The sequence below is a fragment of the Cytobacillus solani genome (genome assembly GCF_006704205.1).
Taxonomy (GTDB): Bacteria; Bacillota; Bacilli; order Bacillales; family Cytobacillaceae; genus Cytobacillus; species Cytobacillus solani.
The window spans coordinates 995,526-1,010,449 of sequence record NZ_CP041305.1; the positions used below are offsets into that span (position 1 = coordinate 995,526).

General features: G+C 36.5%; 15 protein-coding genes and 1 riboswitch. Of the genes, 2 read left to right on the forward strand and 13 right to left on the reverse strand.

Annotated elements, in window-relative coordinates; all coding sequences use genetic code 11:
• Nucleotides 1-9: 9 nt before the first annotated feature.
• From FI644_RS05105 to FI644_RS05135, 7 genes are all read right to left on the reverse strand, one after another.
• The gene (locus tag FI644_RS05105) at nucleotides 10-3,108 is read right to left on the reverse strand and encodes a molybdopterin-dependent oxidoreductase (protein ID WP_053479036.1); all 3,099 of its coding nucleotides are present in this window, start codon (nucleotides 3,106-3,108) and stop codon (nucleotides 10-12) included.
• Complete coding sequence (nrfD, locus tag FI644_RS05110) at nucleotides 3,101-4,390, reverse strand: NrfD/PsrC family molybdoenzyme membrane anchor subunit (RefSeq protein ID WP_231690192.1); 1,290 nt, start codon at nucleotides 4,388-4,390, stop codon at nucleotides 3,101-3,103. Before nrfD ends, FI644_RS05105 begins: the two co-directional genes overlap by 8 nt.
• A 41-nt stretch (nucleotides 4,391-4,431) precedes the next feature.
• On the reverse strand, nucleotides 4,432-5,340 hold the full coding sequence (locus FI644_RS05115; protein ID WP_053479037.1) for a 4Fe-4S dicluster domain-containing protein: 909 nt from the start codon (nucleotides 5,338-5,340) through the stop codon (nucleotides 4,432-4,434).
• A gap of 16 nt (nucleotides 5,341-5,356) precedes the next feature.
• On the reverse strand, nucleotides 5,357-5,563 hold the full coding sequence (gene tatA, locus FI644_RS05120) for a twin-arginine translocase TatA/TatE family subunit (protein ID WP_053479038.1): 207 nt from the start codon (nucleotides 5,561-5,563) through the stop codon (nucleotides 5,357-5,359).
• A 192-nt stretch (nucleotides 5,564-5,755) separates the two neighbouring features.
• Nucleotides 5,756-7,090, reverse strand: a complete 1,335-nt coding sequence (locus FI644_RS05125; protein WP_053479039.1) for a sigma-54-dependent transcriptional regulator — start codon at nucleotides 7,088-7,090, stop codon at nucleotides 5,756-5,758.
• Complete coding sequence (locus tag FI644_RS05130; RefSeq protein ID WP_053479040.1) at nucleotides 7,087-9,174, reverse strand: sensor histidine kinase; 2,088 nt, start codon at nucleotides 9,172-9,174, stop codon at nucleotides 7,087-7,089. The genes FI644_RS05125 and FI644_RS05130 overlap by 4 nt, the downstream gene beginning before the upstream one ends.
• Nucleotides 9,175-9,176: 2 nt before the next feature.
• Nucleotides 9,177-10,184 carry an ABC transporter substrate-binding protein gene (locus FI644_RS05135; RefSeq protein WP_053479041.1) on the reverse strand — a complete coding sequence of 336 codons (1,008 nt, stop codon included), beginning with the start codon at nucleotides 10,182-10,184 and terminating at the stop codon, nucleotides 9,177-9,179.
• A 187-nt stretch (nucleotides 10,185-10,371) separates the two neighbouring features.
• On the opposite strand from FI644_RS05135, the gene mnmH reads away from it, so the two are divergent.
• Nucleotides 10,372-11,430 carry a tRNA 2-selenouridine(34) synthase MnmH gene (gene mnmH / locus FI644_RS05140; RefSeq protein ID WP_053479042.1) on the forward strand — a complete coding sequence of 353 codons (1,059 nt, stop codon included), beginning with the start codon at nucleotides 10,372-10,374 and terminating at the stop codon, nucleotides 11,428-11,430.
• A gap of 174 nt (nucleotides 11,431-11,604) precedes the next feature.
• Nucleotides 11,605-11,928, forward strand: a complete 324-nt coding sequence (locus FI644_RS05145; RefSeq protein WP_053479043.1) for a helix-turn-helix domain-containing protein — start codon at nucleotides 11,605-11,607, stop codon at nucleotides 11,926-11,928.
• Nucleotides 11,929-12,061: 133 nt separating this feature from the next.
• Here FI644_RS05145 and FI644_RS26255 read toward each other — a convergent pair whose 3' ends face one another.
• The 6 genes from FI644_RS26255 to FI644_RS05175 all read right to left on the reverse strand — a co-directional run bounded on the left by FI644_RS26255 (nucleotide 12,062) and on the right by FI644_RS05175 (nucleotide 14,920).
• Complete coding sequence (locus FI644_RS26255; RefSeq protein ID WP_082446489.1) at nucleotides 12,062-12,208, reverse strand: anti-repressor SinI family protein; 147 nt, start codon at nucleotides 12,206-12,208, stop codon at nucleotides 12,062-12,064.
• Nucleotides 12,209-12,237: 29 nt separating this feature from the next.
• Nucleotides 12,238-12,330, reverse strand: a riboswitch (cyclic di-GMP riboswitch).
• A gap of 290 nt (nucleotides 12,331-12,620) precedes the next feature.
• Nucleotides 12,621-12,929 carry a DUF5658 family protein gene (locus FI644_RS05155; RefSeq protein ID WP_053479044.1) on the reverse strand — a complete coding sequence of 103 codons (309 nt, stop codon included), beginning with the start codon at nucleotides 12,927-12,929 and terminating at the stop codon, nucleotides 12,621-12,623.
• A 119-nt stretch (nucleotides 12,930-13,048) separates the two neighbouring features.
• A complete protein-coding gene (gene sinI / locus FI644_RS05160; protein ID WP_142108127.1) occupies nucleotides 13,049-13,171 on the reverse strand; it encodes a DNA-binding anti-repressor SinI in 123 nt (40 codons plus the stop codon).
• A 113-nt stretch (nucleotides 13,172-13,284) separates the two neighbouring features.
• A complete protein-coding gene (locus tag FI644_RS05165) occupies nucleotides 13,285-13,491 on the reverse strand; it encodes a hypothetical protein (RefSeq protein WP_053479045.1) in 207 nt (68 codons plus the stop codon).
• A 92-nt stretch (nucleotides 13,492-13,583) separates the two neighbouring features.
• Entirely contained in the window at nucleotides 13,584-14,144 is a 561-nt protein-coding gene (locus FI644_RS05170; protein WP_053479046.1) for a TasA family protein, read from the reverse strand.
• A 35-nt stretch (nucleotides 14,145-14,179) separates the two neighbouring features.
• Nucleotides 14,180-14,920, reverse strand: a complete 741-nt coding sequence (locus tag FI644_RS05175) for an LPxTATN C-terminal sorting signal domain (protein WP_053479047.1) — start codon at nucleotides 14,918-14,920, stop codon at nucleotides 14,180-14,182.
• Nucleotides 14,921-14,924: the final 4 nt, after the last annotated feature.

Consider the following 14,924-nt stretch of genomic DNA (forward strand, 5'->3'; position numbering starts at 1 on the left):
CCTTTATATTTAGACTTTTTCAATGTCAACAAAAACATCCTGCTGTGCGGGTCCTCCAATTAAAAGATCTGCTAAATATCCTTCAAAATAACTATCATCCTTATCAGCCAGATCATTCACAGAGAATCCTTGTCCTCTTCCTCTCGAATATCCTGATTCCTCATGCATTGGTGTATTCGTATTAAATGGGAGGTGACCATATTTCTCTGCCGGTTTTATTATTTTCCCATCAATTTTTTCCTTACTTGACCCGTATGCATAGTGACCAAAGCTAAAGTTAGCACCTACGACACCTGGTTTTATTCCTGGTGTAACGAGTACCCTTGCTTTTTCCTTTTTACTATTGGAAATAATATGAACGAAATCAGACGTTTCGATTCCTTTTTTCTTGGCATCTATCGGGTTCATCCATAAATAATTCTCATCTCGCACTTCACGAAGCCACGCGTTACTTTCATTCCGATGCGTTCCCATATTTCTTGATTTCCAGTTAATAAACTGAAAAGATTTATTGGGTTTATATACCTCCCCGTTATATTTCCTAATTTCATCGAAAAAAGCCACTCCCTCAAAGAACTTACCCGTATAGGAGCTTTTGAATCCTGCAGCCTTCTCATCATAGAAATGAACAAGATTTGCCCATTGATATTTAATATGTGCCCCGATATGTTCATCTCCTTGAGCCTCATATCTTCCTCCACGATTTAGGACATATACAACCTTTTTCCATTCTTCAGGCGTAACGGAACTTTTCAGTTTATTCATATCAAAATACTTTCCTAAGGCTAGTTTTCTTGCCTTCTCAAAAATGGCTATTTCTTCTGAGCTCGCATCCTTTACTGCCTTTTTGCCATCGAAAGCAATATTTGCAACCATTTTAAGATAATAATCTTCCGGACTATTAATTGGAGACCCATCAGCTAGTGCGCTATCTCCAACACCTGGTAATCCCATTTCTTTCAAAAGGTCAATATATACTTGTTCTGTCTGCCTTGCATCTGGTACAACTCTAGTCACTGGCTGAATGACACTCGCAAATTTATATTTTAGGATTGGGAAAATGGCCTCTGTATTCCAACTCTCTAGATAGGATAAATCAGGCAAAATAAAATCAGCATATTTAGTTGATTCTCCTATAACAATATCGGAGGATACAACAAGTTCAACTACTTTTGTATCTTTTAGGAATTTCTCCTGCATATCTGACCGTGGTCCTGACATGATCGGGGATGTTCTGTTCATAATAAGAGCTCTAATCTTATATGGATAGCCTTCTGCTGAACTTGGAAGAACATCTTGAATAAGCTTGTTCCCTAAAGGATACCAAGGTCGTTTAGCTGGATAGCCCTCTCTTTCGAATAATGTTGTTTTTTCATAAGGTGTTTTATGACGAGTAACTGGTATTCCCCAAGAAATGTTTGGATTTGGCACAGAAGCTAGATCATATCTGCCTTCAGTTGTTTTATATTTTGCACCTAATGCAGTGTCTCCTCCTGCCCAGTCATGATTTCCTACTAAATGGTTGAGCATATTTATCGCGCGGCTGCTGTAATATCCATTCGTATGCATGGCTGGGCCACGATAGGAGTGAATGCCTACTTTCTTGCCATGGGAAGTAAACTCTTTGGCTATTTGGATGATTATTTCTGAAGACACATCACACTGCTCCGAGTATTCCTCTATTGTTTTTTCAAGCGCTTTTTCTTTAAAAATTGTAAAGGTAGATTTCACCTTAATCCCATTTATCGCTGTACTTACCTCTAGGTCACCATCTGCCGCTTTTGTATGTGGAACAGGTTTTCCTCTTTCAAGAACGACAAACTCATCTTCACCTATTCCTAAATCCTTTGCTCTTAAAAACGGTCTCTTTGGATCTCCAACATTAACAAGATAAGAAGCATCACTCCATGTTGGTTCACTATCTAAATGTGCAGCAGCTTCATTAGGGTTTCGCAAATATCGTTCATCATAACGATTATTCTCAATAATCCATCTGCACATTGCCATTGCAAGTGCACCATCTCCGCCTGGTTTTACTGGAACCCACATATCTGCTTTTTCAGCAGTCTTACTATATCGAGGATCAATCACAACCATTTTCATTCCGCGTTCGATTGCATTAGTAATTTGTGGGGCAAATGTGGTTGGACCACGATTAGCTGTCATCGGGTTCGTTCCCCACACTAAAACATATTCAGCCTTCTCAAAGTCAGGGATCATTCGTTTCTTCTGTTTTGTTGCATCGAAAGATCGAACATTCCCCATTACACTCGTAATTCCACAATAACCGCCATGGTCATAGTAATTAGCTGTGCCTAAGCTTTTCATTGCAAGACGTTCAATGAAATCCCTGCGATGTCCAGCCATGATCGCTATTTGATTTGACTTTGGTCCAAAGTCAGGGTGATTTGTATCGATTAACACATCTTGATACTTTTGATCAAAAGCGGATTTTTCCATTTCGCCTGCCTGCACTTTATCCCAATCGGCCATTACCTTTTCTTCTGGGACATATGCCCATATTTCTTTTAAGGATGGGGTTTTTAAATCCTTGCTTCCTTCTAGAATCTCTTTGTATGCCTCTTCCCAAGTTAGTGTTGTCCATACTCCGCTTCCACGTTCACCCACCCTCTTTAATGGATGCTGTACACGAAATGTATCATAGGCTGTTTGTATTCCAGCTTGTCCTTTTAAGCAAGTACGTCCCCCACGGAACCCTCTTCCACTTTTGGCTACATCTCCAGTTCCTTTAACCGCTTGTTCAAGTGGAGTATCATAGTTTATGTGGCCGTAAGGGACCATATTTATCGGGCTGTATTGATTCCCAGCAATTTTTCTAATAATGGATGTGTATGCTCCTCCAGCACTTCCAGCAACAATATAAGCTTTAATCGTACAAGAGGAATTACATTGCTGACACGATGTAAAAATGACATTTTCGGCTGTATAATCTTGATAATCCGTTCCAACACCATGTTCATCATCTATCCATACCCCGTTAATGACCTGTTTTACAGGGCCAATAAATGCGGGACCTATAATCGCTACCGCACCAATTGATCCCAGTGCTTTTAGAAAGCCTCTTCGATTCATTTTATCCTTACTCATGTTTACTCACTCCCTTTTCGTGAGAGTCTAGTTCATCTATTGGAAATAGTTTTTCGCCAATTGTATAAAGAATGAGACACATGGCAATGACCCCAAAAGAAGTTAACCACTCAGAAAGATTCATATAATAATTTCCATAAGGCATTCCATCGATTTTTGGCATAATTAACGTTGGTATCACCATATTGAAACGCACCCCGACTACACCAATTAGCACCATGACAGAAGCGCCTAGAATCCAATTTATTGATTCCCGTGTTTTTTTGATTACTAATAGGATAAGCGGGAACAACAGGGCAAACCCCATTTGAAAGAGCCAGAAAGACCATGAATAAGGACTGCCCATTATTAATTGAAGCGTGCCGAGTTCTTCATGCTCTAGCCCATAAAATCCAACTAAAAATTCATACCAGACCATGATGATTTCAATTCCGATAAATAGGGCGAGCATACTTCCCAAGGAACGAATCATTGAATGATCTGCCTGTTGTTTTTTCACTTTACATTTAATCACATAGATCGCAATGGATAATGCTGTGCCAGATACTAACGCAGATATAATAAAAATTAATGGGAACAGTGCAGAATTTAAATAGGGCTGTGCTTTTAGAACTGCAAAGATGGAGCCTGTTCCACCATGAACACCAAAAATAGCAAGCGGAATTCCGATAATACCCATTATTTTTAAACGCTTTTTATCCTTTCCTTTATCGATATCCGTATATTCCTGTTTATTGAAAATGAGGAATCGTGATAATTTCCCTTTAAAATTGTTGCTTTTTGCTACTTTTACAAGATCATTTCTCATAGAAAAATACAATTCAACTACTAATAGAATTAGGTAGACGATATAGAAATGAATTTCCCATGACATGGTACTCGTTACATTCCAATAGATTACAGCATTCATGACGTGATCTGGACGACCGATATCCAAAAAAACAAATAAAATACCAGTAATCATACAAACAATCGCAGAAAGTAATGCAGCTCTGCCGATTTTTTCGAATTTTTCCATTCCAAATCCATAAACTAATGTAGATAATAAGAAGGAACCAGCACTTAAACCAATAAAATATATATAAAAAGCAATCCAACCGCCCCATGGCACGATATTAGATAGATAAGTAGACTCCATTCCTTGCATAAAATAGCCGGTAATGATTGAATACACCCCTACACCAAATACAATGAATAAGGAAATCCAGTATATTTTTTCAAGCTTCCCTTTCTTATGTTCAGGGGTGAGCATATTGTTCACTAAGTTTGCCTTCGTATTCACAAAATTCACTCCTCCTTTTGGTACTCTAAATGAATGCTTACTTATCTTAAATACACCACTCTTGGTTTTGTACCTAACTCTTCTTTTAACCGAAATGCTCTAGGACTTGCGGCAAGCTTTGAAACCACACTATTCGGGTCACTCATATCTCCAAAATAACGAGCATCTCCAATGCAAGTTTCCACACACGCAGGCTCTTCTCCCCGCTGAAGGCGATGATAACAAAAACTGCACTTCCTTACTGTTTCTTCTGGAACATCTCCTTTTTTGCGTTTTCCGCGCTCAATTCCATATTCGGGACTTGTTACGTCATTATATCCGATCATTTCTTGTTCATAACTATTTCCGAAATCATAAGATCTTGATCCATATGGGCAAGCTACCATGCAATATCTGCAGCCGATACAGCGATCATTATCAATGATGACGATTCCATTTTCCATTTTATATGTCGCTCTTGTTGGGCATACTTGAACACATGGCGGATTGTCGCATTGCATACAAGGCTTCGGTAAATTTGTGATTGAAAAGTTCGGATAATCACCTTTAATCGTTTCTAGGACAACATTATAAGACATACCTGGCGGTGTTCTATTTTCCGCTTTACAGGAAACGGTACAAGTATCACAGCCCACACATTTTTTTAAATCTATAACCATCCCCCATTTGGGACCAGTTCCCGCTGAGGTTGAAGAGTTCTGACTAGTTTCACTAGGTCCGCTAGCATACTGATCACCAAATTCTTTTATGAGCGAAGCAGAATATACCCTATGAAAATCCTCAATTTTTAATTTCCCGTTAATTACCTTTCTAGCATCTCTTGCCATATTCTTCCCTAATTCCGAATCATATGGGCTTGTAGCCAGTACTTTATCTGAATTAGGAACAAATTGATCTGCCAGCTTTGAATAATCTTCAGGTTGTAAATGACTTTTCGAATGAATGGCCATATTAATAAGCTCCTTTCTATTTTGACGTTGTATCTTTTGCTTCTTTCATATCTTTCTGTACATCCTCAGTCATGTCACTTGTCAGTTCACGAGCTGACTTTTTAAACTCCCTTAATGTTTGTCCAACTGCTCTTCCGATTTCAGGAAGCTTTTTTGGGCCAAAAATGATCAGTGCTAAAACTAAAATTAGAATTAATCCTGGAATACCAATGTTTGATAACATCTCTTCACATCCTTTTATTTATGTTCATTATTACACTTGCAAGTATCATGCCAAAATGGATACCTTATATAAAATACGAGCAATCCCCTATTCTCTAAATAAAAAAGACGGAAAGAAAGAAGTTTTCTTTCTATCCGCCGTATAAAAATTGCCTTTTTGTCACGTTATGACCAATCACTATATGCCATTTTGTCATTCTTCAACTAATTTATATTGATCAATTTTTCGATATAAGTTTCTTACACTGACTCCTAAAATTTCAGCCGCCTTCGTTTTGTTCCATTTTACGTTGTTTAAGACTCCTTCTATATGTATCTTTTCCAATTCCTCTAAGGAGCATAATGATTGCAGCTTTTCTATTTGCGCAAATTTCCGGGTCGGCAAAAGTAAATCCGCTGCTTCAATTTGATCTGATCTAGATAATAGAATTCCTCTTTCAATAATATGTTGGAGTTCTCTAACATTTCCCTGAAAATCATAATTCTGTAATTCAAAAAGCGCTTCAGAAGACAGCCTTTTCCCTTGGATTTTCCCTTTATTAATGAAATAATTGATAAAGAGCGGAATATCTTCTTTTCGATCCCTTAGAGGGGGAATTGTTAATTTAACAACATTTAATCGATAAAATAAATCCTCTCGAAAATGTCCTTCAGCCACTTCATCTTCCATGTTTCTATTTGTTGCAGCTACGACCCGAACCATCACTTTTCTTTCCCTTACATCACCAACACGCCTAAATTCACCTGATTCGAGAAATCTGAGTAGTTTCACCTGGAGCAATAATGGCATTTCACCCAATTCATCCAAAAATAAAGTTCCTCCATCTGCCGCTTCAACTAGTCCCTTTTTATCATGATTCGCCCCAGTAAAAGCACCTTTCACATGTCCAAACAATTCACTTTCTAATAGTTGTTCAGGCAGTGCAGCTGAATTAACAGCCACAAACGGTTCATCCGCACGACAGCTCCAATAATGAAGAGCTTTTGCAAACAGTTCTTTCCCTGTTCCACTCTCACCTTCAATAAGAACTGGCACATTACTGTCAGCAATCCTGCGAGTGAGCTCAAGAACTTCAGTAAATATTGGACTTTCTCCTATAATTTGAAACTCATTATGCTGTCTAATAATTTCTTTCATGCTATCATTCTTATGTTTCAAATTCCTGCTTTCCTCTGCCTTTTGTATGGTGATTTCAAGTTCTGAGAGATTGTACGGTTTGGTTAAATAATCAAATGCACCAATCTTCATTGCTTCTATCGCTGTTTCAATCGTTCCATGGCCTGTTAACATTAATATCTCAGTCTCAGGCTGAATAATTTTTGTTTTTTTTAGAAGTTCAATTCCATCCATTTTCGGTAAACGAATATCGTAAATCGCTATATCAAACATGTGCTTCTTCAATAATAGGAGGGCATCTTCTGCTGTTTCTGCACATTTCACTTCATATCCTTTTCGAATAAGCCTTTTGACTAGAAGTTCCAGTAAATCTTTCTCATCGTCAACAATTAATAATCGAGCTGAATTCATTGCTTGTCCTCCTTAAATCTTGTTTCAGCCGGAATGCTAACTATTACCATCGTTCCTTTCCCTACTCTGCTCTCCACCATTATCGTACCGCCAAATTCCTCTACAATCCCATAACAAACAGATAATCCCAAACCTGTCCCTTTTCCGACTGGCTTTGTTGTAAAAAACGGATCAAAGATTTTCTGCATTTCATGATCAGGAATCCCACAGCCATTATCCTTTATTTTAAAAACAAAATTCCTATTTTGCAGTGAAGCAGAGATCGCTACAGTCCCCCCTTGATTGATTGCATCGATTGAATTATTAATTAAATTCACTAGTACTTGCATTAGCTTTATACTATCTCCAACCATAAACGGCATTTCTTCTTGTATAGATACATCTAAAAGGACATCCTTCTTTTTCAAGGAATACTCAACCAAACTTATACTGTTTTGAATTGTTTCTTTTATATCAAACTGTGATACCTTCCAATTAGACTTTCTTGAAAAATTTAATAGATTTCCTGTAATTCTCTTACAGCGATCTGTATTCTCTTTTATTTTTCTTAAGTACAAAGCCATTTCAACCTCATCCAAATCATCATCAAATTGCTCTAGACGATCAATTAAATCCTCAGCATATACATGAATCGTTGCAAGAGGATTGTTCACCTCATGCGCAAAACTTGATGCCATTAATCCTAGCGCACTAAGTTTATCTGTTTGAATCATCTTTTCTTCCATTTGCTTTTCCTCAGTAACATCTTCAATAACAATTAGATACTCCCCTTCCCCCTTAATCGCATGGGTAAGCGGAAAAACTCGATGCCTAAAAAGTCGCTCTTCACGTCTTCCTCTTTGCATCCTCAAAATTGTGTCCGCATTATCATTTATTTCAGGACAAGTTATTGGACAATTTTCACAAGGAGTATTCATACCACCAATTAATGTATAGCAAGGCAATTTAATTTCTTCTTTATTCATCCAACTCTCAAGCAATGGATTCGTCCAAGTCACTTCATAATTCTTTGTAACAAGTGCTAATCCGGCGCCAATTCCGTTAACAACGACATCCAGCCGCTCCTTTTCCTGTTCCAAGCGAAATGATTTCTCTTGGAGCTCTTGACTCATTTCATTGAAAGACTGGGCTAGCTGTCCTAGTTCATCATTTCGATTTAATATAATTGGTGAAGCAACATGTCCAGCCTTTAATCTCCTCATTTCTTTATCAAGAAGAACGATTGGTGCTGTAAAATAAAGACCAGCATAAATACTGATTAAACTCACAAAAAGTGTAACAAATACTGCAACCATTAATCCTTTCATAAACATTTCATTGATTGGCTCGTAGGCGGTTGTTTTAGGCTGTTCCATTATGATTGTCCAGCCTAGATCAACTAGTTCTTCTCTTACTCCTAACATTTCCTTGTTATCTGCTTCTGGACTTTGATGCCATAGTTTCCTGTAGTCCTGATGGGCAATTACCTTCCCTTCACGGTCTAGTAAATATAAATAAGATAAATCGTCTTGTTTTAATGATGATATCTGCCCTATTATTTTTTGTAATTGAATGGTGGCACCAACAGCATTTCTACTTCCATTTTCCATATAAACTAAAGCTATCTTCATAACAGGCTGTCCAAACTGATTAAATTCTACTTCCCCATATAGGCGGTCATCTGACTGAAAGACAGCCCACATTTCATCAGAAAACCACCGTTCATTAGATTCTGGAATATTAAGATCATATCTGGAAACCTTTTCCTCTATTCTTCCACTTTCATTTATAATGACTACTTCCTCTATTGAAGTATTTTTCATTAATAAATCATAAAATATTGGCTGCTTATCTTCTTTATCATTAATAAAAGAAAACAATTGAACTTGCTGAAAGATCTGGTTAAATTCTAATTCAATTTCACCTGTTAGATTTTGGAGCACCAATTCTTGTTTACTTATGATTCTTTCCTCAAGATCTGGTTTGACATTACTATAATAGTAATAACTGATTAATAAAAGCGGAATGGTTGACATAATAATTCCAAAAACCAACACTTTCACTCGCATAGGCTGAGAATGTAGCCAATATATGATTGACTTCATTATTATTGGCTCATCCCTTCTGCATTAGGATTAATAAACTCTGCCAAATGTATAATATCCTTATTAAGTTTAATTCCGAGCTCAGATTTTACTTTTTGATTAACGATAAATCGGATATTATCAGGCATCTCAACAGGAATGTCTGCTGGTGAGTTTCCTTGAATAATTGAACTAACAAATCTTGCTGATTGATATCCCTGGTCAAAATAGCTAGTACCATAGCTTGCTAAAATCCCATCTTCTGTTTCATTCTCATATAATCCCATTGCAGGTACATGATTCTCCTTTGAAAACTGAGCAATTTCTTTTGATAGTGACTCCATCTTAAATCCTGGCATAACTAATATCGCATCATTCACTTGTATTTCATGTTTCATTTCACTTAAAAAGTTTTTTGAATCACTTACATTCCATGGGATGATTTCTAATGAAAGTCTTTCAGCTGCTGCCTTCACATTCTCAAGACTCAGTTTACTCACTTCAATATCTTCATCATAAAGAATGTGAAATCTACTAATCGAAGGCACTAAATCACGAAAGATCTCCAGCCTTTTTCCTGATAAGCTTGTATGGTAATTATTTATGCCTGTAAAGAGACCGCCTGGTGAACGATAATCCTTAATGAGACCAATTTCCTTCGGAGCGGCAACTCCAGCAAACACAACAGGAATTTGTATATTCTTCTTTTCCATTATTTCCTTCAACTTCAATGTTTCTATTCCGCCTAAAGCTACAATTAACTCTGGCTTTTCATTTAATAAATCGTCAATTTGAGATGCGAGTGTTGCTTCTTGATCTCTCCCGCTTTTTACTAAAAATTCGGTTGACCAATCATCATATCCTAGCTCCTTCATCCCTTTTTTAAGGCCGATTAGCTTTTCATATCTGCTATCTCCAATCATAATAATGCCAATTTTCAAAGGCTTTTGATCTTTATTACCTATAAAAGGAAAACTAATAATAGAAAGAACCATAATCGTTAATATAAAAAAATACCATTTTATTTTCATAGGAAATCACCTCCCTCAAACACCCACCTTCACTATATCGAATATTTATGATTTAATACCTTGCTAAAAAGGAGAATTATATGAACCTTCCATTCTCTGACGTGCATGCAATTTTTAACAGGAGGTTTTCTTTATTAGCATAAAGGGCTAAAATAGTCCTTATATATGCAGACTCGGAGGAACACTTATGAGAGAAATTACTGTTGATCAATTCATCCAATTGAATAATGCCGTTTCAGTTGATGTTCGCTCACCAGGAGAATTTAAAGAATTTCATATTCCAGGAGCCGTCAATATTCCATTATTTACAGATGAAGAGCGGGTTATTATTGGTACGATTTATAAACAAGAAGGAGCAGATGTCGCAAAGTGGAAAGCAATGGAATTAGTCTCACCGAAGATTCCTTCGATTTTAAGTGGAATTAAGGATATTCATAAAAAAGGATCTGAGCCGGTTATTTACTGCTGGAGAGGGGGAATGCGGAGCAAGGCAGTTGCCACTTTTATCGCTTTTGCAGGGATTTCTATTCCTCGGCTTATCGGCGGTTATCGGGCGTATCGTCAATATATTCTCGAGAAAATTCCAGCCATGCTCCCAGATAAGGCAATTACACTTCATGGAATGACCGGTGTTGGTAAAACGGATGTGTTAAAGGGTTTATACAAGAAAGGATTACCTGTCATTGATTTAGAGGGATTGGCAGGTCATCGAGGATCCATCTTCGGAACTTTCGGATTGTTCCCTGGCAACAATCAAAAAACGTTTGATTCGCTTCTATATAAATCATTAACGGAAATGATTGATTCTCCCTTCTTCATTATCGAAGCTGAAAGTAAACGAATTGGTAAAGTTGTTTTACCTGATGAACTTTTAAAGAAAAAGCAGCTTGGTACCAATATTCATTTACAAGCTTCAATGACATCACGGGTTGAGCGTATTTATAATGACTATTGTTTGCCATATGCACACGAGGATTGGTTTCATAAAAAGGTCATTGAACGTCTTTCTTTTATTAAGAAACGCATAAAGAACCATGAAATTATTGCTTCTCTAGACGAAGCAGCTTCCATTAAGGAGTACAAAACTGTCATCCAAATTCTTCTCGAAGATTATTATGACCCCCGTTACGCACATAAACAAATGGAATATAGCAAACCCTTCCATCATATCGATGCTGAAAATACTGATTCGGCGGTTATGGAAATTTTGCAGCTGATTCATACAAAAAATGCTCTAGTCAATTAACTTAGAGCATTTTTGCTCTAAATTTTCAATTATACGGACAGATACTATGCAAGAAGCTCGTATATTTATGATAAAATACTAATATCTTTTCAAACCAATTGTTCTTTATATGGAACTTTCCGTCGTTTTTTGGTATGATAATATTACATATTATAGTAAGGTGTGTGAGATTGGATGATCGGTGAACGAGTTAAACTACTTCGAAAGGAAAAGAAAATGTCGTTATCCGAGCTTGCCGAACAAGCTGGTGTGGCCAAATCCTATTTAAGTTCTCTCGAAAGAAACTTACAAACAAACCCTTCGATTCAATTTCTCGAGAAAATCGCTGCAGTATTAAATGTACCTGTCGATCATTTAATTCATGAACAGCCGAATAAAGAAGAATTGGACTCTGAATGGATGAAAATTGTACAGGAAGCCATGAATTCTGGCGTTACTAAAGACCAATTTAGAGAATTCTTAGCATTTAATAAATGGCGAATTGACCAAAATAAATAAGCATTTCATTATACAAGAAGGGTCAGGGAGGCTATGTTAATTAGCCTCCATGGCCCTTTATTTCAAAATAAAAAGCATTTCTTAAATGAGAAATTTCTCACAAGAAATACTTAAAACTTGTCCCCATCAATATTCATCCTTTAAGAACTATTTCAGTAACCCCGCTATTCATAAAAAATTCCCTAATCTCATCTTGTTTGATTCCCATTTTTTTTGCCTCAATAATCAGCTCAAGCCATTCTGTATCCATTTCCCCCACAGTCACTTTCACCTCAACCACATAGTTCCCCCCAAAATACGAATCGTATTTAAGGCAACCCAGCCATCCTAGTATTTTATCCAACATACCTTAGACCTGTGACTTTGCGTCCCTGCCTTTCAGCAGGTTTGCCTTTTTCTATATCCTTTAAATAGGTAATATATTCTATATTATGTATTTTATAAGATATTTATCACTTATGGTGTTGATTTTTGTCTATTCAGAAAATTTTTGATCTACTTTTTTTATCCTTATTTCGACATGGTTCTTCCCTTCCTAAAAGCTGCTTATACTTAAATTGACATATTAAATGCCTACAAGGAATATTCATTTAAAAGTTGGTATAACAACCGTAGAAATTAGTCGAAAAATATTAATATATAATGCCTAATTAAATCATTGACAATATGATTTATTTTACACAGTTCTTTTACTAGAAAAGGTATACAATCAATGGGAACATCCATACACCATGCAATCCGATAACGATGGTGTAGACCGCTGAGGCTGTAATTGACAAGACTTTTATAAGTCGAGTCGGTGGAAGCTTCTTCATTAAGATCAATCCGAAAAGAACACCTGAGAGTAATAGCTTATATCCAAGAAAAAACAAAGGACTTATATCATATAGACCATTCATCATAGGATTGCTTTCTTCAATCATAGAGAAATGAAGACCCAAATAGGTAAAGACTCCATCAGCTATATTAACTATTGCTAGGTAAGAGAATATTCGTTTCAAATTGACCACCCTTTTAGGAGCTTTGTGGGTTGCACTTGCAAATTTTTTTATAATAAAAAGTATTTCCTAAAAAGGTTCCCCTTCTCATAGAAATACTTAAACTCGTATTTATTCTTTATTTATACATTATGATTTAAATAGTCCAAGATCTCTTGTTTCTCTATTCCTAAATTCTTTGCTTCTATTATTAACTGCAACCATTCTTTATCTATTTCTGTGACCTCTATTTTTGTCTCGACCACAATGTTCCCCCCAAATAGGAATCTTATACTAGATAATCTATTTTTATTACCATCTTTCTTTGTCTATGCATCTTTTGTTGGAAAAATTTCAAAATATGCACGGGCTCCTACTCCTACACTTTCATATAAGCATATCCTTTTCGATAGGCTTCAGCTTTTTTCCGAATGGTTGGTCGTTTAATATTTATCCTTTCCAATGTCATTGCATCAAAAAAGGGATAGTTGGTTAGATCCTGTCCACAAATTGGGCATAACCATTCACCCTTCTCACTGCTGCTATATGATGGGCGGCAGCAGCGATCACAGTTTTTTTGGTACATGATAGGGTTCCTCCTTCTTTATGGATACAATGGATAACCAAATTTTTAAAAGGCAGGAACCTAATCCCACCTATTAACATTGTTTTAGAAAACTATTTATTCGAACCATCCTGTTGTTTAGCATCAAAAGTCCATGTAAGTTTTAAAGCATCATCTTGGAATTTATTTTGATCTTCCCCATTATCAACAAACTCAAATTGGACAGTAAATTTGGCATTCTTTGCACCAGCCGGGAAATTTTTGAGGACTTGAACTGGATTTTCATTTATTTCAGCTAAAGTTTTTTGGAAAATAACTGTATCTTTACCAGATGCATTGTACAAGTACTCCACCATAATATGTTCCCCAAAGTCTTCTCCTGCATTGTCACCTTTCTTATCAGACACTTCATAAGTGGAATTTAGTAGGATTTCCTTCATATCAAGTGACCCATCATTTGAAAGCTGGAAATACCTAAAGAAACGGTCTCCTGGTTTAATGTTATCAATACTAATAATTGTTTCTTTATCAATTCCTAAATCTAATGTTCCAGCAGCAAAGGTGTTATTTGTTGTTTCCACATCGTTAAAATATGCAAATGTTCCTCCGCCAACTAATGAAATGCCTATTGCTGCAGAAGCAATTCCTAAACCTAGTTTCTTTTTAATACTCATTACTAGAATCCTCCTTATAATCTATATATTTATTTTCATTCTAAATTATTTATTATTCTGAATTTTCGTTTGTAAAAGATACTGCCTGCAACAAATAGTACACTGCCAATAAGCAGACTATTATAAGTATTCGTAGCTGTTTTTGGAAGGAGGTTTTCTCTAATTTCTGGTGAAACAATGATTGTACCCGTCGGATTGTTTGTTTCGATCACTTCATCATCTGGCTCTTCTCCGGAGTTTTCTACAACAGGTTCTTCACCTGGATTTTCTCCGCCTGGATCTCCACCACCAGTATCGCCTAAGGCTTCAGCAACAAATAATATTTCTACTTCGGCACCAGAGCTTTGAAATGCATTTCCTAAATCGTTTGGCATCGTCACTTGAAAAAATAGTGTTTCAGATTCACTTTTTGCTAGATTTCTAGGAGTAAACCCAGTAAACTGGTCCATTTTCCCGTCATACAATACTTCTTCATTTTTTTTAACGATTAAATCTAGTTCTTTTAACAGTCCTTTAACAGACTTTTTCTTCCCTAATATAGCCATATATTTAAAATCCTGAGTTCCAGCATTGGATATGACGATATCCCTTGGCATCCAATCCCCAGGTTTCAAGTTTCCTACTTCAAAAAAGTAGCCGCTCGGATTCATTTTCGTATGTATATCAATTTCTTTATTTGCTGCCCTTGCACTTGTCTCTCCTACTAACATAAATATGAAAATGCCGGCTATAAATGCGATAATCTTCGGTTTTGCCAATATAAATCTTTTATTCATGGCA

Excerpts from the sequence above, each read along its gene's own strand:
- FI644_RS05170 (WP_053479046.1), bottom strand. The coding sequence starts at position 14,144 with ATGAGTATTAAAAAGAAACTAGGTTTAGGAATTGCTTCTGCAGCAATA.
- tatA (WP_053479038.1), bottom strand. The coding sequence starts at position 5,563 with ATGTTATCAAACATTGGTATTCCAGGATTAATTCTAATTTTAGTTTTA.
- FI644_RS05125 (WP_053479039.1), bottom strand. The coding sequence starts at position 7,090 with ATGAATTCAGCTCGATTATTAATTGTTGACGATGAGAAAGATTTACTG.
- FI644_RS05165 (WP_053479045.1), bottom strand. The coding sequence starts at position 13,491 with ATGTACCAAAAAAACTGTGATCGCTGCTGCCGCCCATCATATAGCAGC.
- FI644_RS05175 (WP_053479047.1), bottom strand. The coding sequence starts at position 14,920 with ATGAATAAAAGATTTATATTGGCAAAACCGAAGATTATCGCATTTATA.
- mnmH (WP_053479042.1), top strand. The coding sequence starts at position 10,372 with ATGAGAGAAATTACTGTTGATCAATTCATCCAATTGAATAATGCCGTT.
- FI644_RS05105 (WP_053479036.1), bottom strand. The coding sequence starts at position 3,108 with ATGAGTAAGGATAAAATGAATCGAAGAGGCTTTCTAAAAGCACTGGGA.
- FI644_RS05130 (WP_053479040.1), bottom strand. The coding sequence starts at position 9,174 with ATGAAGTCAATCATATATTGGCTACATTCTCAGCCTATGCGAGTGAAA.
- FI644_RS05115 (WP_053479037.1), bottom strand. The coding sequence starts at position 5,340 with ATGGCCATTCATTCGAAAAGTCATTTACAACCTGAAGATTATTCAAAG.
- FI644_RS05145 (WP_053479043.1), top strand. The coding sequence starts at position 11,605 with ATGATCGGTGAACGAGTTAAACTACTTCGAAAGGAAAAGAAAATGTCG.
- FI644_RS05135 (WP_053479041.1), bottom strand. The coding sequence starts at position 10,184 with ATGAAAATAAAATGGTATTTTTTTATATTAACGATTATGGTTCTTTCT.